Annotated in this window: 15 protein-coding genes; 7 read left to right on the forward strand and 8 right to left on the reverse strand. The window is 66.0% G+C overall.

All coding sequences use genetic code 11. The features are described from left to right. Window positions 1-63 precede the first annotated feature (63 nt). From ACX1DW_RS14640 to glcD, 6 genes are all read right to left on the reverse strand, one after another. Window positions 64-1,767 (reverse strand): L-lactate permease, encoded by a 1,704-nt coding sequence (locus ACX1DW_RS14640; protein WP_458991752.1) that lies wholly within the window; start codon window positions 1,765-1,767, stop codon window positions 64-66. A gap of 216 nt (window positions 1,768-1,983) precedes the next feature. Continuing rightward, window positions 1,984-4,164 (reverse strand): malate synthase G, encoded by a 2,181-nt coding sequence (locus ACX1DW_RS14645; protein WP_458991753.1) that lies wholly within the window; start codon window positions 4,162-4,164, stop codon window positions 1,984-1,986. Between the two features lie 20 nt (window positions 4,165-4,184). Further along, window positions 4,185-4,589, reverse strand: a complete 405-nt coding sequence (locus tag ACX1DW_RS14650; protein ID WP_095460860.1) for a heme-binding protein — start codon at window positions 4,587-4,589, stop codon at window positions 4,185-4,187. A 156-nt stretch (window positions 4,590-4,745) separates the two neighbouring features. Further along, window positions 4,746-5,963, reverse strand: coding sequence for a glycolate oxidase subunit GlcF (gene glcF, locus ACX1DW_RS14655; RefSeq protein ID WP_267936634.1), 1,218 nt, complete (start codon window positions 5,961-5,963; stop codon window positions 4,746-4,748). Window positions 5,964-5,969: 6 nt separating this feature from the next. Next, window positions 5,970-7,028, reverse strand: coding sequence for a glycolate oxidase subunit GlcE (gene glcE / locus ACX1DW_RS14660; RefSeq protein WP_458991754.1), 1,059 nt, complete (start codon window positions 7,026-7,028; stop codon window positions 5,970-5,972). Next, a complete protein-coding gene (glcD, locus tag ACX1DW_RS14665) occupies window positions 7,028-8,527 on the reverse strand; it encodes a glycolate oxidase subunit GlcD (protein ID WP_063539522.1) in 1,500 nt (499 codons plus the stop codon). The genes glcE and glcD overlap by 1 nt, the downstream gene beginning before the upstream one ends. A gap of 233 nt (window positions 8,528-8,760) precedes the next feature. Here glcD and glcC point away from each other — a divergent pair, with 233 nt between their 5' ends. The 6 genes from glcC to ACX1DW_RS14695 all read left to right on the forward strand — a co-directional run bounded on the left by glcC (window position 8,761) and on the right by ACX1DW_RS14695 (window position 14,746). Then, on the forward strand, window positions 8,761-9,534 hold the full coding sequence (gene glcC / locus ACX1DW_RS14670) for a transcriptional regulator GlcC (protein ID WP_063539521.1): 774 nt from the start codon (window positions 8,761-8,763) through the stop codon (window positions 9,532-9,534). A 107-nt stretch (window positions 9,535-9,641) separates the two neighbouring features. Next, a complete protein-coding gene (locus ACX1DW_RS14675) occupies window positions 9,642-10,196 on the forward strand; it encodes a chorismate--pyruvate lyase family protein (protein ID WP_267936626.1) in 555 nt (184 codons plus the stop codon). A gap of 41 nt (window positions 10,197-10,237) precedes the next feature. Further along, the gene (ubiA, locus tag ACX1DW_RS14680) at window positions 10,238-11,131 is read left to right on the forward strand and encodes a 4-hydroxybenzoate octaprenyltransferase (RefSeq protein WP_458991755.1); all 894 of its coding nucleotides are present in this window, start codon (window positions 10,238-10,240) and stop codon (window positions 11,129-11,131) included. Window positions 11,132-11,248: 117 nt separating this feature from the next. Beyond that, a complete protein-coding gene (phoB, locus tag ACX1DW_RS14685; RefSeq protein WP_063539518.1) occupies window positions 11,249-11,938 on the forward strand; it encodes a phosphate regulon transcriptional regulator PhoB in 690 nt (229 codons plus the stop codon). Window positions 11,939-12,003: 65 nt separating this feature from the next. Further along, window positions 12,004-13,305, forward strand: coding sequence for a phosphate regulon sensor histidine kinase PhoR (gene phoR / locus ACX1DW_RS14690; RefSeq protein ID WP_200600554.1), 1,302 nt, complete (start codon window positions 12,004-12,006; stop codon window positions 13,303-13,305). Between the two features lie 100 nt (window positions 13,306-13,405). Continuing rightward, window positions 13,406-14,746: a hemolysin family protein gene (locus ACX1DW_RS14695; RefSeq protein ID WP_200600556.1), complete on the forward strand. Its 1,341-nt coding sequence runs from the start codon at window positions 13,406-13,408 to the stop codon at window positions 14,744-14,746. Window positions 14,747-14,806: 60 nt separating this feature from the next. On the opposite strand, the gene ACX1DW_RS14700 is transcribed toward ACX1DW_RS14695, so the two are convergent. Further along, the gene (locus ACX1DW_RS14700; protein WP_063539515.1) at window positions 14,807-15,703 is read right to left on the reverse strand and encodes a peptidoglycan DD-metalloendopeptidase family protein; all 897 of its coding nucleotides are present in this window, start codon (window positions 15,701-15,703) and stop codon (window positions 14,807-14,809) included. Window positions 15,704-15,849: 146 nt separating this feature from the next. Further along, a complete protein-coding gene (locus ACX1DW_RS14705; RefSeq protein ID WP_200600558.1) occupies window positions 15,850-16,770 on the reverse strand; it encodes a response regulator in 921 nt (306 codons plus the stop codon). Window positions 16,771-16,947: 177 nt separating this feature from the next. Here ACX1DW_RS14705 and ACX1DW_RS14710 point away from each other — a divergent pair, with 177 nt between their 5' ends. Then, window positions 16,948-17,745 carry a universal stress protein gene (locus ACX1DW_RS14710; protein WP_200600560.1) on the forward strand — a complete coding sequence of 266 codons (798 nt, stop codon included), beginning with the start codon at window positions 16,948-16,950 and terminating at the stop codon, window positions 17,743-17,745. Window positions 17,746-17,899 lie beyond the last annotated feature (154 nt).

Consider the following 17,899-nt stretch of genomic DNA (forward strand, 5'->3'; position numbering starts at 1 on the left):
CGCCGTACCAACTGCACAAATGAAAACGGGCGGCCTGGGCCGCCCGTCACGCTACCGCCAGGCTTAGCCTGCGGCACCCACCAGCGGATCGCCGATGCCCATCACGTAGAACCCGGTCAGGCCGATGCTGCCGGCCAGGATTAGGTAGTACAAGGTCGGCAGCATGGTCTTGCGCAGGGTGATCCCTTCGCGACCGAGCAGGCCAACGGTGGCCGAGGCCGCCACCACGTTGTGGATGGCGATCATGTTGCCCGCCGCCGCACCGACCGACTGCAGCGCCACCATCAGCGCACCGGACAGGCCGAGCAGACCCGCGGTGTTGAACTGGAACTGCGACAGCATCAGGTTGGACACGGTGTTGGAGCCGGCGATGAAAGCGCCCAGCGCACCGACCGCCGGGGCGAAGAACGGATAGACCGAGCCCACGCTGTTGGCCACCAGCTGCGCCATGGCCACCGGCATGGATACCAGGTCGGAGCCGTTGACGCCGGAGTTGATCAGGATCCGCACCATGGGAATGGTGAAGATCAGCACGAAGCCCGCGCCGAGCAGGGTCTTGCTCGACTCGGAGATCGCCGCGCCCAGTTCCCGCGCGCTCATGCGGTGCAGGACGAAGGTGATCAGCACCACGATGCAGAGGATGCCACCCGGCAGGTACAGCGGCTCCAGCGTGCCGGAGACGCCGGTCTCCCCGAGGATGTCCTTCCAGCCGAACGACAGCGACATCAGCAGCGACTTGAAGTCCGGGAATACCCGCGAGGCCACCAGCAACGCGGCCAGAATCAGGTACGGCGCCCAGGCCATCGGCACGGAGATCGGCGTCTTGCCGGCGACGTCCTCGATCTTCATCTCGATCTTGCCCATCCACTCGGATGGCCACTCGCTCGCCGGAGCGAAATCCCAGCTGTCCTTCGGCAGCAGGAAACCGGCCTTGGCCGCCGGTACGACGATGGCCAGACCGACCAGCGCACCGATCATCGACGGGAATTCCGGCCCGAGGAACACACCGGCCGCGGCATACGGAATGACGAAGGCCAGGCCGGTGAACACCGCGAACGGCGCGATTGCCAGACCCTCGGTCCAGGATTTGTTACGGCCGAAGTAGCGGGTCATGATGCTGACCATGATCAGCGGCATGAGAATCCCGCACAGCGCGTGGATGATCGCCACCCGCGAGAAGATCAGGTGGAAGAACACATCCCAGTTACTGCCCACCACCGCCAGCTGCTCGCTGATGCCGGTCTTGTCCAGGCCGGCACCGACGCCGACCAGAATCGGCGTGCCCACCGCACCGAAGGATACCGGTGTGGACTGCACCATCATCCCCATCACCACCGCCGCTAGCGCCGGGAAGCCCAGTGCCACCATCAGCGGTGCCGCCACCGCCGCCGGCGTACCGAAGCCAGAGGCCCCCTCGATGAAGCAGCCGAACAGCCAGGCGACGATCAGCACCTGGACGCGACGGTCAGGGCTGATGTTGGAGAAGCCACGCCGAATCGAACTGATCCCCCCGGAATGTTTCAGCGTGTTGAGCAGCAGGATCGCACCAAAGATGATCCAGAGGATCGCCGCGGTGAGAATCAGGCCCTGAAAGGTCGAGGCGATGACCCGGTTGAGGGTCATGTCCCAGGCCAGCAGGCCGATCAGCGCGGTGAGGACGAAAACCAGCGGCATGGCGTACTTGGCCGGCCAGCGAAAGCCGATCAGCAGCACACCCGCCAGCACCAGCGGCACGAAGGCCAGTATGGACAGTAGTGTTTGACTCATTTGTTGGGTCCCTGCGTTTTTTGTTGTGAACCGCTTCTATTGTGTCCGGGCATGCCCGGTGCTTCGCATGAAGCGCCCCCACGCGGTGCGCTTCCCGACGGCCCGGCCGAAACCGTGCCGCCCATGCTCGAAAGCCCCGGGCGCCGTAGGGCGCCTGGGGCTCCTGTCCTCACCGCGGCTACCGGATCTCCGGGAGCACGCGGTTCCCCCTGCTCATCAGCCTTGGGCCGCCTTGAAACGCTGGCGCCACTGGTGCAGCAGCGGCTCGGTGTAGCCGGACGGCTGCTCACGGCCCTTGAACACCAGATCCGACGCCGCCTGGAACGCGATCGACTGAGTGTAGTCAGCGGACATGGCGCGATAGAGCGGATCGCCAGCGTTCTGCTGATCGACCACCTTGGCCATGCGCTCCAGCGTTTCCTGCACCTGCTCGCGGCTCACCACACCGTGGTGCAGCCAGTTGGCGATGTGCTGGCTGGAGATGCGCAGGGTGGCGCGGTCTTCCATCAGGCCGACGTTGTGGATGTCCGGCACCTTGGAGCAACCGACGCCCTGCTCGACCCAACGCACCACGTAACCGAGGATGCCCTGGCAGTTGTTGTCCAGCTCCTGCTGCTTTTCCTCGGCGCTCCACTTGTCCTCGGCGACCACCGGGATGGTCAGCAGATCGTTGAGCAGTTGCTCGCGCTCGGCGACCAGGTCGACCTTTTCCAGCTCGCTCTGCACCGCCTGCACGTCGATCTGGTGGTAGTGCAGCGCATGCAGGGTGGCACCGGTCGGCGACGGCACCCAGGCGGTGTTGGCGCCGGACTTCGGATGGCCGATCTTCTGCTCGAGCATGGCCGCCATCAGGTCCGGCATGGCCCACATGCCCTTGCCGATCTGCGCCTTGCCGCGCAGGCCGCAGGCCAGACCGACCAGCACGTTGTTGCGCTCGTAGGACTGGATCCACGGGGTGGACTTCATGTCGCCCTTGCGCAGCACCGGGCCGGCTTCCATGCAGGTGTGCATCTCGTCGCCGGTGCGGTCGAGGAAGCCGGTGTTGATGAACGCGACGCGGTGCTTGGCCGCGGCGATGCAGGCCTTGAGGTTGGCGCTGGTGCGGCGCTCCTCGTCCATGATGCCCATCTTCAAGGTGTAGCGCGGCACACCGATGAGGTCCTCGACGCGAGCGAACAGCTCGTCAGCGAAAGCGACTTCCTTCGGCCCATGCATCTTCGGCTTGACGATGTAGAAGCTGCCGGTGCGCGAGTTGCCCTTGCGCTTCAAGTCATGCTTGGCGATCAGGCTGGTGAACACGCCGTCCATGATGCCTTCCGGGATCTCGCGGCCGTCTTCCAGCAGGATCGCCGGGTTGGTCATCAGGTGACCGACGTTACGGATGAACAGCAGCGAGCGGCCGTGCAGTTTCAGCTCGCCGCCATTGGGCGCGCTGTATTCGCGGTCCGGGTTGAGGCGGCGGACGAAGCTCGAACTGCCCTTGGCCACTTCCTCGCTGAGGGTGCCCTGCACGATGCCCAGCCAGTTGCGGTAGGCCAGCACCTTGTCGTCGGCATCCACCGCGGCGACCGAATCTTCGCAGTCGAGAATGGTGGAAACCGCGGACTCGATCAGCAGGTCCTTCACGCCGGCGGCATCGGTCTGGCCGATCGGGCTGTTCGGGTCGATCTGGATCTCGATGTGTAGGCCGTTGTTCTTCAGCAGCACGGCCTTCGGCTCGACCGCTTCGCCCTGGAAGCCGACGAACTTCTCTGGCTGCTTGAGGCCGGTGACACTACCGTTCTCCAGGGTGACCTTCAGCTGGCCGTCCTGCACGCGGTAGGCGGTGGCGTCGGCATGGCTGCCTTCGGCCAGCGGCGCGGCCTGGTCGAGGAAGTTGCGTGCGTAGGCGATGACCTTGGCGCCACGGACTTCGTTGTAGCCCGGGCCCTTCTGTGCGCCGCCCTCTTCGGAGATGGCGTCGGTGCCGTAGAGCGCGTCATACAGCGAGCCCCAGCGGGCGTTGGCCGCGTTCAGCGCATAGCGCGCGTTCATGATCGGCACCACCAGCTGCGGACCGGCCTGGGTGGCGATCTCGCTGTCGACGTTGGCGGTCTCGATCTTCACCTCGCCCGGCACCGGCAGCAGGTAGCCGATGGATTCGAGGAAGGCGCGGTAGGCGGCCATGTCCTTGATCGGGCCCGGGTTGGCCTTGTGCCAGGCGTCCAGCTCAAGCTGCAGGCGGTCGCGCTCGGCGAGCAGCTCGCGGTTCTTCGGCGCCAGGTCATGGACCAGGGCGTCCAGGCCCTGCCAGAAGGCGGCGGCTTCGATACCGGTGCCCGGCAGGACTTCGTCTTCGATGAAACGCTGCAGATTGGCCGCGACTTGCAGGCGGCCCAGGGTTACACGCTCGGTCATCTGTCGTTCTCCTTGTCTGTTCAGTTGGCCAGGGCGGCGACGCCGGCCTTGGCGATCTGGGCGTCCTGCGCGGCGGTCACACCGGATACGCCGACCGAACCGATGACCTGGCCGTCGACCACTACCGGCACGCCACCCTCCAGCGAGCAGACCACCGGCGCGGAGAGGAAGGCACTGCGGCCGTTGTTGACCATGTCTTCATAGCCCTTGGTTTCGCGGCGACCGAGAGCCGAGCTGCGAGCCTTCTCGGTGGCGATGTAGGAGGCGATCGGCGCGCAGCCGTCCAGACGCTCCAGCGCCAGCGGATGGCCGCCGTCGTCGGCGACGACGATGGTCACGGCCCAGCCGTTGGCCTGCGCTTCGGCACGGGCGGCGGCGAGGATGGTGGCGACTTCGGTCTGGCTCAGTACGGCTTTGCTTTTCATCTCGATTCTCCTGTTCTCATGTTCCAGATGTTCGTGCGTGGCGTTACGTGACGCTCGCGATCCAGTCCCCGCAGGGTGGGCTGAAGCCCACCGAAGGTGCCCCAGCTGCATGCTGGTGGGCTGAAGCCCAACCCTACGGCCGAGGCTCACCTACGGTTACTGCATCGATTCCTCGACCACTTCGATCCAGTGCTTGACCGGCGTGCGGCCGGCGCCATCGAGGTGGGTCTGGCAACCGATGTTTGCGGTGACGATCACTTCCGGCTTGCCGCTCTCCAGCGCGTTGAGCTTGTTGTCGCGCAGCTGGTGGGAAATCTCCGGCTGGGTGATCGAATAGCTGCCGGCCGAGCCGCAGCACAGGTGCGCATCGGGCACCGCAGTGAGCTGGTAGCCCAGACGGGTGAGCACGTCTTCGACAGCGCCGCCGAGCTTCTGTGCGTGCTGCAGGGTGCACGGGCAATGGAAGGCCATGCGCTTGTCGGCGCGCACGTCGAGCTTTTCCAGCTCGGCGCTGCGCAGCACCTCGACCAGGTCCTTGGCCAGCTCGCTGACCCGTGCGGCCTTGGCCGCGTAGGCCGGGTCGTCCTTGAGCAGATGGCCGTATTCCTTGACGAAGGCGCCGCAGCCGCTGGCGGTCTGCACGATGGCTTCGGCACCCGCCTCGATGGCCGGCCACCAGGCGTCGATATTGCGCCGCGCACGGTCCAGACCGGCATCCTGCGCGTTGAGGTGGTAATCCACCGCGCCACAGCAGCCGGCTTCGCGTGCCGGGCTGACGCTGATGCCCAGGCGGTCGAGCACGCGCGCGGCGGCGGCGTTGGTATTCGGCGACAGGCTCGGCTGCACGCAGCCTTCGAGCATCAGCACGCGACGCTGGTGCATGACCTGCGGGCGCGGTTTGGCCGGGCGAATCTCGCGCGGCAGGTGGTCCTTCAGCGAGGCCGGCATCAGCGGCTTGAGCGCATTGCCGGTACCGAGCAGCGCCTTGAACAGCGCCGGACGCGGGATCACCGTGCGCAGACCGCCGCGCACCAGGCGCTCGCCCAACGGGCGCTGGACCTGGCGCTCGATGAAGTCACGGCCGATGTCCAGCAGGTTGTGGTACTTCACCCCGGACGGGCAGGTGGTCTCGCAGTTGCGGCAGGTCAGGCAGCGATCCAGGTGCAGCTGGGTGCTCTCGGTCACCTCGCCGCCCTCGAACATCTGCTTCATCAGGTAGATGCGCCCGCGCGGGCCATCCAGCTCGTCACCGAGCAGCTGGTAGGTCGGGCAGGTGGCATTGCAGAAACCGCAGTGCACGCAGGAGCGCAGGATGCTTTCGGCTTCCTCGGCGCGCGGCAGTTGCTTGGCGGCTTCGCTCAGATTCGTTTGCATACGTCGTCAGACCTCGGAATACATGCGGCCGGGGTTGAAGATCCCCTGCGGGTCCAGCGCGGCCTTGAGCTGGCGGTGGTAGCGCAACAGCGGCGCCGACAGCGGTTGGAACGGCTCGGCGGCACCGGCGGTAAAACAGGTGGCATGGCCGCCGACTTCGGCAGCGATGGCGCGGATGCTTGCGACGTCGGCCTCGGACTTCAGCCAGCGCTGGGCGCCGGCCCAGTCGACCAGCTGCTCGCCCGGCAACGCCACGGCTGGCGTGTTGTTCGGCAGCGACAGGCGCCACAGCGGGCGCGAGTCGGCGAAGAAGGACAGGCGCTGTTCGCGCAGCTCGTTCCAGTAGCCGGGGTCGAGGTCCTCGCCACCGATGCGTTCGCGCGCGGCGTTGACCGACCCTTCGCCACCTTCCAGGCGCAGATACAGCGCCTGACCGTCATGGCTGGCGGCACTGATCGGTACCGGCTGCTGGCCCCACTCGGCGAGCTTGAGCAGCGCGCGTTCGAGATCGATCTCCAGACGCAGGCTGGTGCACAAGCGTGGCTTGGGCAGCACCTTGAGCGAGACTTCGGTGAGCACGCCGAGGCAGCCGAAGCTGCCGGCCATCAGGCGCGACAGGTCGTAGCCGGCGACGTTCTTCATCACCTCGCCGCCGAAACGCAGGTGCTTGCCCTGGCCGGTGATGACCCGCGAGCCGAGCACGAAATCGCGCACCGAACCGCTCCACGGCCGACGCGGCCCGGACAGCCCGGCAGCGATCATGCCGCCAACAGTGGCGGCCTCACCGAAGTGCGGCGGTTCGCAGGGCAGCATTTGCCCGGCTTCGTCCAGCGTCGCCTCGAGTTCGGCGAGCGGCGTGCCGGCGCGCGCTGTCACTACCAGCTCGGTGGGGTCGTAGCTGACGATGCCGCGGTGCTCGCGCACGTCGAGCAGTTGGCCCTCGACCGCACGGCCGAGAAAGGCCTTGCTGCCGCTGCCCTGGATGCGCAGCGGGGTCTTGGCGGCGAGTGCCTGGTTGACCTGGTCCAGCAACTGCGCGCTGGCGTCGTTGGCAATTACGGACATCAGAAACGCTCCAGTTCAGGGAAAGGCAGCTGGCCGTTGTGGATGTGCATGCGGCCGAATTCGGCGCAGCGATGCAGGGTCGGGATGTTCTTGCCCGGATTGAGCAGACCGCTGGGGTCGAACGCCGCCTTCACCGCGTGGAACAGCGTCAGCTCGTCGGCGTTGAACTGCGAACACATCTGGTTGATCTTCTCGCGGCCGACACCGTGCTCGCCGGTGATGCTGCCGCCGACCTCGACGCAGAGTTCGAGGATCTTGCCGCCCAGTTCCTCGGCGCGCTCCAGCTCACCGGGCTGGTTGGCATCGAACAGGATCAGCGGGTGCATGTTGCCGTCGCCGGCGTGGAACACGTTGGCCACGCGCAGGCCGAACTGCTCGGACAGGTCGGAAATGCCCTTGAGCACGCCCGGCAGTTCGCGCCGCGGAATGGTGCCGTCCATGCAGTAGTAGTCCGGCGAGATGCGCCCGACCGCCGGGAAGGCGTTCTTGCGCCCGGCCCAGAAGCGCACGCGCTCGGCTTCGTCCTTGGCCAGGCGCACTTCGGTGGCACCGGCCAGCTTGAGTACTTCGCTGACGCGCGCGCAGTCGTCGTGCACGTCGGCTTCCACGCCATCCAGTTCGCAGAGCAGGATCGCTTCGGCATCCACCGGGTAGCCGGCGTGGATGAAGTCCTCGGCGGCGCGGATCGACAGGTTGTCCATCATCTCCAAGCCGCCGGGGATGATGCCGGCGGCGATGATGTCACCCACCGCACGCCCGGCCTTTTCCACCGAGTCAAACGCGGCGAGCAGCACCTTGGCCACCTGCGGCTTGGGCAGCAGCTTGACGGTCACCTCGGTGACGATGCCGAGCATGCCCTCGGAGCCGGTGAACAGCGCCAAGAGGTCGAAGCCCGGTGAATCCAGGGCATCGGAGCCGAGCGTCATGCGCTCGCCCTCGACAGTGAGAATCTCTACCTTGAGCAGGTTGTGCACGGTCAGGCCGTACTTCAGGCAGTGCACGCCACCGGCGTTCTCGGCGACGTTGCCGCCGATCGAGCAGGCGATCTGCGACGAGGGGTCCGGCGCGTAGTACAGCTCATAGGGTGCGGCGGCCTGGGAAATCGCCAGGTTACGCACGCCGGGCTGCACGCGGGCGAAACGACCGGCCGGATCGACTTCGAGTATCTTGTTGAAGCGCGCCATGACCAGCAGGATGCCCTGCTCCAGCGGCAGCGCACCTCCGGACAGCCCGGTGCCGGCGCCGCGGGCGACCACCGGCACGCCACGCTGGTGGCAGAGCTTGAGCAGTCTTTCGACCTGCTCGACCCGCTCGGGCAGCACCACCAGCAGCGGCGCGGTGCGGTAGGCGGACAAGCCGTCGCACTCGTAGGGCTTGAGGTCTTCGCTGCGGTGAAGAATGTCCAGATCGGGCAGCTGCGCCTGCAGCTCGGCCAGCAAGGCGGCCTTGTCGACCTTGGGCAACGCACCATCGACGCGTTCGTCGTAGAGAATGTTCATGGCAGGTTCCGCTTTCGTGGGTCACCGTCAGCACGGGCAGCTGCGGTGCAATGACGCATCTTTAGCGCCGATGGGTCTTGGCCGTCCATGCTCGCGACAACTGGTCCTACCAGTTTTTTGTAGTCAGCCAGGGAAAAGCACTACCTGGTGGCCGTCTATCCCTCGCGATTAGGCGCTTCCTGCCATCAGGGGTAAACTTCGCACCAACTGGTCCTACCAGCTGGAGAACTGGCATGTCGAACGAACCCAACAATGATCGCCGTCAAGTCGCCGACGTGGTTGCCGAACGCATCGAGCGACTGATCGTCGACGGCGTGCTCAAGGTCGGCCAGGCGCTGCCCTCCGAGCGGCGCCTGTGCGAAAAGCTCGGCATCTCGCGCTCGGCGCTGCGCGAGGGCCTGCGCGTATTGCGCGGGCGCGGCATCATCGAGACCTCCCAGGGCCGCGGATCCTTCGTCGCCGAACTGTCCGGCAACCACGACGCCAGCCCGCTGATGCACCTGTTCAACTCGCAACCGCGCACCCTCTACGACTTGCTGGAAGTGCGTGCGCTGCTCGAAGGCGAGTCGGCGCGATTGGCGGCCTTGCGCGGCACCGACGCGGATTTCGTCCTGCTGCGCCGGCGCTACGAGGAAATGCTCGCCGCGCATGCCGATGGCGAGGGCGCCGACCCGCGCGAACATGCGCGCCTGGACCATGCGTTTCACCTGGCCATCTGCGAGGCCTCGCACAACCCGGTGCTGGTGCACACGTTGCAGTCGCTGACCGACCTGATGCTCAGCACCGTATTCGCCTCGGTGAACAACCTCTATCACCGCCCGGCGCAGAAACGGCAGATAGACCGCCAGCACTCGCGGCTCTACCACGCGGTGATCGAACGCCTGCCGGAACAGGCACAGCGCGCCGCGCGCGACCATATCCACGGCATTCGCGACAATCTCAAGGAGATCGAGCAGGAGGAACAGCGCCTGGTGCGCGCCACCATGCGCCTGGAAGGCTGGACCTGAAATCCTGTAGGGCCTGCCGCAAGGGCCTACAAGCGACGCGAAGGCCGCATTGTCGCGCGCAGCCTGCAGCGGCCAGGGCGCGTGCTAGACTCGCCGCTCTTTTCGCTATGCCCGAACGCGCCGTGTCCGAATTCCTAGACTGGCTGAGTGCCGATCAGTTGCCCGCCCCCCCCGCTCCCGCCCTGCACGACTGGCTGTACGTCGACAAGGGCTCGCTGACCCGCCGCCTGACCGAGCTGGCCGATGGCGCCTTCAGCGTGATCCCGTTGCACCAGGCCTGGCAGCCGCTGCGCGCCGACGAATGCCTGGCGCTCGGCGTTCCGGCAGCGAGCGAGGGATGGGTACGCGAGGTCTACCTGTGCGGGCATGAGCAACCCTGGGTCTTCGCCCGCAGCGTCGCCCCCCGCGCCCAGCTGGAAGCCGCCGGACTGGACCTGCAAAGCCTGGGCAATCGCTCCCTCGGCGAGCTGCTGTTCAGCGACCCCGCCTTCGCCCGCGGGCAACTCGAAGCCTGCCATTACCCGCCGCAATGGCTGCCACAGGCGCAGCGTGTCGACGGTCTCTGGGCACGGCGCTCGTGCTTCCGCCAGAATCGACTCGGCGTGCTGGTCGCCGAGGTGTTCCTGCCCGCGCTGTGGCAGGCCGCCGCCGTCACGCCCTGAGCGAACCGCTGCATGTCCCCCTTCGCCAAGGAGAGCCGCTGATGTATTCGAAGTTGCTGCAATCGTGCAATCGCCTGCACCCGCGTGCCTGGGATTTCATCCAGCTGATGCGTCTGGACCGGCCCATCGGCACTTACCTGCTGCTCTGGCCGACGCTGTGGGCGCTGTGGATCGCCGCCGAAGGCGTGCCGAGTGCGAAGAACCTGTTCATTTTCATCACCGGCGTGATCCTCATGCGCGCCGCCGGCTGCGTGGTCAACGACTTCGCCGACCGCAAATTCGACGGTCATGTGCAACGCACCCAGACGCGCCCCATGGCCACCGGCAAGATCAGCTCGCGCGAGGCCTGGACGCTGTTCGCCATCCTGGTGGGGCTGAGTTTCGGCCTGGTGCTGCTGACCAACGCGACCACCGTCTACCTGTCCTTCGGCGCGCTGACGCTGGCTGCCTGCTACCCGTTCATGAAGCGCTACACCTTCTACCCGCAGGTGGTGCTCGGCGCGGCCTTCTCCTGGGGCATGCCGATGGCCTTCACCGCCGAGACCGGCAGTCTGCCGCCGGAAGCCTGGTTGCTGTTCATCGCCAACCTGCTGTGGACGGTGGCCTACGACACCTACTACGCCATGGCCGATCGCGAGGACGACCTGAAGATCGGCATCAAGTCCACCGCCATCCTCTTCGGCGAAGCCGACCGCATCATCATCGTCACCCTGCAGGGCCTGGCGCTGTTCTGCCTGATCCTCGCCGGGGTGCGCTTCGAGCTCGGTCAGTGGTTTCACCTGGGGCTAGTGGTCGCCGCTGGCTGCTTCGCCTGGGAGTACTGGAAGACCGCCTCGCGCAAGCCGCAGGCCTGCTTCAAGGCGTTCCTGCACAATCACTGGGCGGGGCTGGCGATTCTCGCGGGTATCGTGCTGGATTACGCGGCGAAAGCTTGAGCAAAACGCCAGCATTGAGGGCGATCGCTCTTGCACGGGTTGCCGTCTGTCTGTCACATGCCTGCAATAATTCCGTTATCTAATGCCGGACGACAAGAACGGACCCGAGGCTTGACCATGAATGGCAAGAGCATACTGATCGTCGATGACGAGGCGCCGATCCGGGAGATGATCGTCGTCGCCCTGGAAATGGCCGGCTACGATTGCCTCGAAGCGGAAAACACCCAGCAGGCCCACGCCCTGATCATCGATCGCAAGCCCGACCTGATCCTGCTCGACTGGATGCTGCCCGGCACTTCGGGTATCGAACTGGCCCGCCGGCTCAAGCGCGACGAGCTGACCGCCGACACGCCGATCATCATGCTCACCGCCAAGGGTGAAGAGGACAACAAGATCCAGGGCCTGGAAGTCGGCGCCGACGACTACATCACCAAGCCGTTCTCCCCGCGCGAACTGGTGGCCCGGCTGAAGGCCGTGCTGCGCCGCGCTGCGCCGGTAGACAGCGAGTCGCCGATCGAAATCGGCGGCCTGTTGCTCGATCCGGTCAGTCACCGCGTCACCATCGACGGCAAACCGGCCGAAATGGGCCCCACCGAATACCGTTTGCTGCAGTTCTTCATGACCCACCAGGAACGCGCCTACACCCGCAGCCAACTGCTCGATCAGGTCTGGGGCGGCAATGTCTATGTCGAGGAGCGCACCGTCGACGTGCACATCCGTCGCCTGCGCAAGGCGCTCGGCGAGGCCTACGAGAACCTGGTGCAGACGGTGCGCGGCACCGGCTATCGTTTCTCCAGCAAGAGCTGAGTGCGCCGGGTAACCATGCGTTCCGGCCCACACACCATTATCGCCACCAGCGGGGAGTGCATCGGTTGAATCAGGACTGGCAAGGAGCCCTCGTGCGTCGCCTGCTGCTTCTGCTGGGCGGCTGCCTGCTGCTCGGCCTGATCACCGGCGAGTACGCCTGGGCACTGGTCATCGGCCTGAGCGGCTACCTGGCCTGGACGCTGCGCCAGCTGTTGCGCCTGCAGCGCTGGCTGCGGCGCAGCGACCCCGATGAACCGCCGCCGGATTCGGCCGGGATCTGGGGTGACGTGTTCGACAACCTCTACCAATTGCAGCGCCGCGACCTGCGCCTGCGCGGCCAGCTGCAGAGCATCATCGATCGGGTGCAGGGCTCGACCGCAGCGCTGAAGGACGCGGTCATCATGCTCGACAGCGACGGCAACCTGGAGTGGTGGAACGTCGCCGCCAACCGGCTGCTGGGCCTGAAGAAACCGCAGGACTCCGGCCATCCCATCACCAATCTGGTGCGTCATCCGGCGTTCAAGGAGTACTTCGACAGCGGCAGCTACGATCAGCCCCTCGAACTGGCCTCGCCGGTGGATGACCGCATCCGCCTGCAGTTCAACATCACCCGTTACGGCAACCGCGAGCACCTGTTGCTGGTCCGTGATGTCACCCGGCTGCATCAGCTGGAGCAGATGCGCAAGGACTTCGTCGCCAATGTCTCGCACGAGCTGCGCACGCCCCTGACGGTTATCGCCGGCTACCTGGAAACCATGCTCGAGAGCGCCGAGGCGGTGAGTCCGCGCTGGCTGCGCGCGCTGCAGCAGATGAACCAGCAGGCGGGCCGCATGCAGCACCTGCTCAACGACCTGCTGTTGCTTGCACGCCTGGAAGCCAGCAGCCGGCCCGCCGACAGCCAGCCGGTGGCGGTGGGGCTGCTGTTGCAGTCGATCGTCAGCGACGCGCGGGCGCTGTCGGGTGCGCGCGGCCACCTGATCAGCCTGGACGCAGCCCCGGAGCTGCAGCTCAAAGGTAGCGAGACCGAACTGCGCAGTGCCTTCTCCAACCTGGTATTCAACGCCGTGAAATATACGCCCGACGGCGGCACCATTCATGTTCGCTGGTGGAGCGACGAGGCCGGCGCGCACCTGAGCGTCGAGGACAGCGGTATCGGCATCGAGCAAAAGCACCTGCCGCGCCTGACCGAACGCTTCTACCGCGTCGATTCCAGTCGCGCCAGCAGCACCGGCGGAACGGGCCTGGGCCTGGCCATCGTCAAGCACGTGCTGCTGCGCCATCAGGGCCGTCTGGACATCACCAGCGCGCCGGGCCGGGGCAGCTGCTTTTCCTGCCACTTCCCCACCGCCCAGGTGCGCGGACGCTGACCGACCAGCCGACGGCGAGGCGGGAATTTCCCGCTTCGTCGCTTGAAAAGCCGCTGCGCCGCCGCCATCCTGTCGCGATCATTGGCCACCCGACCCCTTCATGGACCCTTCCCCTAGTTACGCCGCATCTTCCTATTTCGCCGACTTCGGCCTGATTCTCTTCGCCCTGTTCCTGGTGCTGCTCAACGGTTTCTTCGTCGCCGCCGAGTTCGCCATGGTCAAGCTGCGCGCCACCAAGGTGGAAGCCATTGCCAGCCGTCACGGCTGGCGCGGACACATCCTGCGCACCGTGCACCAGCAACTGGACGCCTATCTCTCGGCCTGCCAGCTGGGCATCACCCTGGCCTCGCTGGGGCTTGGCTGGGTCGGCGAGCCGGCCTTCGCCCACCTGCTCGAACCCGTGCTGGCCAGCTTCGGCATCCAGTCGCCGGCACTGGTGCACGGCATCGCCTTCTTCACGGCGTTCTTCATCATTTCCTACCTGCACATCGTCATCGGCGAGCTGGCGCCCAAGTCCTGGGCGATCCGCAAGCCCGAGCTGCTGTCGCTATGGACGGCCGTGCCGCTGTACCTGTTCTACTGGCTGATGTACCCGGCAATCTATCTGCTCAACGCCAGCGCCAATGCCATCCTGCGCATCGCCGGCCAAGGCGAGCCGGGCATGCACCACGACCATCACTACAGCCGCGAAGAGCTCAAGCTGATCCTGCACTCCAACCGCGCCCGCGACCCCGGCAACCAGCAGATCCAGGTCCTGGCCTCGGCGGTGGAGCTGAGCGAGCTGGAGGTGGTCGACTGGGCCAACTCTCGCGAGGACCTGCTGCAGCTCGACCACGACGCACCGCTGGCCGAGATCCTCGAGATCATTCGCCGCCACAAATACAGTCGTTACCCGGTCTACGATAGCGAGCAGGGTGACTATGTCGGCCTGCTGCACATCAAGGACCTGCTGCTGGCACTGGCGGCCGACGAACGCCTGGCCGAGCACTTCTGCCTGGACGAGCTGCTGCGCCCACTGGAGCGGGTATCCAAGCACATGCCGCTGGCCAGCCTGCTGGAGCAGTTCCGCCAGGGCGGCGCGCATTTCGTGCTGGTCGAGGAAGGCGACCACAAGGTGATCGGCTTCCTGACCATGGAAGACGTACTGGAAGTGCTGGTCGGCGATATCCAGGACGAGCACCGCAAGACCGAGCGCGGCGTGCTCGCCTACCAGCCCGGCAAGCTGCTGGTGCGCGGCGACACCCCTTTATTCAAGCTGGAACGCCTGCTTGACATCGACCTCGACCACATCGAGGCCGAGACCCTGGCAGGGCTGGTCTACGAAACGCTCAAGCGCGTTCCCGACGAGGACGAAGTGCTGCAGGTCGAAGGCCTGCAGATCGTCATCAAGAAGATGCGCGGGCCGAAGATAGTGCTGGCCAAGGTGCTCAAGCAGGCCTGAGCCGGGCAATCGACCTGGGCGCCGGAGGTGCCTCGGCGGCTATGCCGGCGGCAGCACGCCTCACTCACCGCCGACTGCGAAGTTCGGCAGGCTGTTGACCGGCTGGGAGAAGTCGAACGGGATCGATTCGATTGCCAGCCCGACGTTGCGCTGTACCACGAAGTGCAGGTGCGGGCCGGTGCTGTTGCCGGTGTTGCCGGAACGCGCAATGCGGGTGCCGGTTTCCACCCGCTGGCCTTCGCGCACGGCCACCGAGCCTTTCATCAGGTGCAGATAGACACCCATGGTGCCGTCGTCATGCATGATGCGCACGAAGTTGCCGGCCGGGTTGTTGCCGCGGCCGCTCTGCTGGTTCTCGATCTTCACCACCATGCCGCCACGCGCAGCGACGATGGGTGTGCCCTCAGGCATGGCGATGTCGACCGCGTAACGCCCCTTGGGGGTGAAATGGCTGTACTGACCGTTGGCACCCTGGGTCAGGCGGAACGGACCGCCGCGCCAGGGCAGCGGATACTTGTAGGGCTTGGGTAACAGGCGCGGATCGCCCAGAGCATGGCGAAGCTTGGGCGTGTACCTGAGCGGCTTGCTGGCATCGCGCGGGGCCAGGGTGGCCAGGCGAATCTGGCTGCGCGGCGGTAATACCCAGCGGATCGGCTTGGCCGGTGCGCCGACGGCGTTCTCGACGTTGTCCAGCTTGAGTTCGATATCCACCGGCGCGAACAGGTCGTTGCGCACAAGCAGGGTCTCGCCCGCCGCGTGCTTGCGGGTTTCCAGTTTCACCTGGGTATCGAGCTTTTCCACCATGCGGTCGCTGAAGACGAAGACCTGCGCACCAGGCGCGGCCTGGTCGCTGTAGGTCACGACCCCATTGGCGTCGGTGTATTTGTAGATGGTCAGGGCCAGCGCCGGCGTAGCCAGCAGCGGCAGCCCGAGCAACAAGAGAATGCGCCCCAGCATAACGGCAGTTTCTAGTGGTTATAGTGTTGGAGCGGGAACTCTAGCAGCGGCGAGTGGCCTGTGCGAGCCACCGACCGTCGGGGTGTGATGGCGGTCAGTTTGTCTGCGCGACCAGGCGCCGAACGGTCGCCTGGCTGGGGGGTGAATCAGGCGCCGGGGACGAAGTGCCGCTGCGCCGTGCCGCGAGCGATCAGCCGCGACAGGTAGTCGAGTTTCTGCGGGTCGCGGTCGACGAAGCGGAACGACAACTGCAACCAGTCGCTGTCCGGCTTCGGCTCGAACGCCGCAACGGCGTGTAGATAACCGTTTAGGCGAGCGATCTCGCCGCCCTCACCCTGTTCCAGATCGAGCACGGCACTTTCCAGCACCTGCGGCAGCTGTTCGCCGCGTTTGACTACCAGCAGTGCCTCTTTGAGGCTCAGCGCCTTGATCACGCAGGCGACACTGCCATTGGCCAGTCGTAGCTGGCCCTGCCCACGCCCGGAAGCCGGTGCGGCGGGGGCACTGCGCGGCACTGGCGCTGCGGGCTGCACCAGAGGCGCGGGGTTTGCCTCCGCAGTCGGAGTCGGTGGCGCGGCGGGCCGCACCACCTCGGCCTTGCCACCGGTCAGCGCAGTCAGCGAGTCGTTGGCGACGCCAGTGGACAGGATTCGTGTCGGTGCGCTGGCAGCCAGGGCATCCAGCTTGCCGGCACGCCCGAGGGCCTTGCGCACCTTGCTGGTCAGCTGTTCGTTGGAAAAGGGTTTGCCGATGAAGTCCGAAACGCCGGCCTGAATGGCCTGCACAACGTTCTCCTTGTCGCCGCGGCTGGTCACCATGATGAACGGCGTGGTCTTCAGCGAATCCTGCGCACGGCACCAGCTCAGCAGCTCCAGACCGGACATCTCCGGCATTTCCCAATCGCAGAGAATCAGGTCGAAACGCTCGCGGCTGAGCATCTGCTGAGCCTTGCGTCCGTTTACCGCGTCCTCGGTGCGAATACCGGGAAAGTGGCTGCGAAGCGCCTTCTTCACCAGATCGCGGATAAAGGGTGCGTCATCCACTACCAGCACACTGACCTTGCTCATCCATCTCTCCTGCGCGAATGCCGGCAAGCATAGCCGCCTGGCGGGGTCGACAAAAGCGCTAGAGGCCATGAGCTGTGAAGTTGTTGCGCCCGATCAAGCCGGCGCAGCGCTCCACGAGGGGACAGCCGGTTGCCGGCGCGGCATACTGGCCGCTTTCGCCAGCTTCGCGAGGCCGTCATGGTTCAGCACATTCTCGTCGCCCACGATCTCAGCCCGGACGCCGACCTGGCACTGCAGCGGGGCGTGCAACTGGCGCGACAGAGCGGCGCGCGGATCAGCCTGCTGCACGTGCTCGATGAACGCGACCCAGGCTGCGATGAACAGGCGGCCCGCGCCCTGCTCGGGAGCCGCCTGCAACAGAACGGGCTGCGCGATGTTGAACCCTGGCTGCGCCGTGGCCACCCCGCCGAAGAGATCCTGACCCAGGCCCAGGGGCTGGAAGCGGACCTGCTGGTGCTGGGACGACACCACCGCGAATCGGCCCAGGGCTTCATCGGCACGACCCTGGAACGCGTCCTGCTCGACGCTCCGGCACCGCTGCTACTGGCTACTATCCCCGGCGACATCGCCTACAAGCGAGCGGTGGCCACGCTGGATTTCTCCCGCTGCGCCACCCGCGCCATGCACTGCGCCTGGGAGTTGCTGGGCGAAGGTGCCGAGCTGCACGCCCTGCATATCGACGAGATGGCCGAAGTACACGGCCCCGATTACGAAGGTCTATCGCTGCAGCAGGAGCTGTTCGACCAGCTGATCGAAGATATCCAGCCGCAGCTGCCGGATACCGGCGCGTTGCTGAGCTACAGCCTGCATCAGGGCGAGCGCAACAATTGCATGGACGCGGCGCTGCGCGACCTGCAACCGCAGCTGCTGGCCCTTGGCAGTCACAGCCGCGGCGAGCTGAGCAGTGCATTGCTCGGCAGCCTCGCCCGGCAGTTCATCGACAACCCGCCCTGCGACATCCTCATCGCGCGCTGAGGCGCGTCCTTACCCGCCTGCGCTCGATGGCGCAGGCACTGCATTGCCGCTCGACATACCACCGCCAGGTTGCGTCCCTGCAAACCCCTGCTACGTTTAGAGCCAGAACAACAATAAGAAGAAGACGCCCATGTGCCTCGCTTCGACTCGTTTC

The organism is Stutzerimonas sp. KH-1, from assembly GCF_054483855.1.

Coding starts and splice junctions, on each gene's coding strand:
- ACX1DW_RS14710 (WP_200600560.1), top strand. CDS start 16,948: ATGGTTCAGCACATTCTCGTCGCCCACGATCTCAGCCCGGACGCCGAC.
- ACX1DW_RS14675 (WP_267936626.1), top strand. CDS start 9,642: ATGCCCGAACGCGCCGTGTCCGAATTCCTAGACTGGCTGAGTGCCGAT.
- ACX1DW_RS14650 (WP_095460860.1), bottom strand. CDS start 4,589: ATGAAAAGCAAAGCCGTACTGAGCCAGACCGAAGTCGCCACCATCCTC.
- ACX1DW_RS14695 (WP_200600556.1), top strand. CDS start 13,406: ATGGACCCTTCCCCTAGTTACGCCGCATCTTCCTATTTCGCCGACTTC.
- glcE (WP_458991754.1), bottom strand. CDS start 7,028: ATGTCCGTAATTGCCAACGACGCCAGCGCGCAGTTGCTGGACCAGGTC.
- ACX1DW_RS14640 (WP_458991752.1), bottom strand. CDS start 1,767: ATGAGTCAAACACTACTGTCCATACTGGCCTTCGTGCCGCTGGTGCTG.
- glcD (WP_063539522.1), bottom strand. CDS start 8,527: ATGAACATTCTCTACGACGAACGCGTCGATGGTGCGTTGCCCAAGGTC.
- ubiA (WP_458991755.1), top strand. CDS start 10,238: ATGTATTCGAAGTTGCTGCAATCGTGCAATCGCCTGCACCCGCGTGCC.
- ACX1DW_RS14705 (WP_200600558.1), bottom strand. CDS start 16,770: ATGAGCAAGGTCAGTGTGCTGGTAGTGGATGACGCACCCTTTATCCGC.
- glcF (WP_267936634.1), bottom strand. CDS start 5,963: ATGCAAACGAATCTGAGCGAAGCCGCCAAGCAACTGCCGCGCGCCGAG.
- phoB (WP_063539518.1), top strand. CDS start 11,249: ATGAATGGCAAGAGCATACTGATCGTCGATGACGAGGCGCCGATCCGG.
- glcC (WP_063539521.1), top strand. CDS start 8,761: ATGTCGAACGAACCCAACAATGATCGCCGTCAAGTCGCCGACGTGGTT.
- ACX1DW_RS14645 (WP_458991753.1), bottom strand. CDS start 4,164: ATGACCGAGCGTGTAACCCTGGGCCGCCTGCAAGTCGCGGCCAATCTG.
- ACX1DW_RS14700 (WP_063539515.1), bottom strand. CDS start 15,703: ATGCTGGGGCGCATTCTCTTGTTGCTCGGGCTGCCGCTGCTGGCTACG.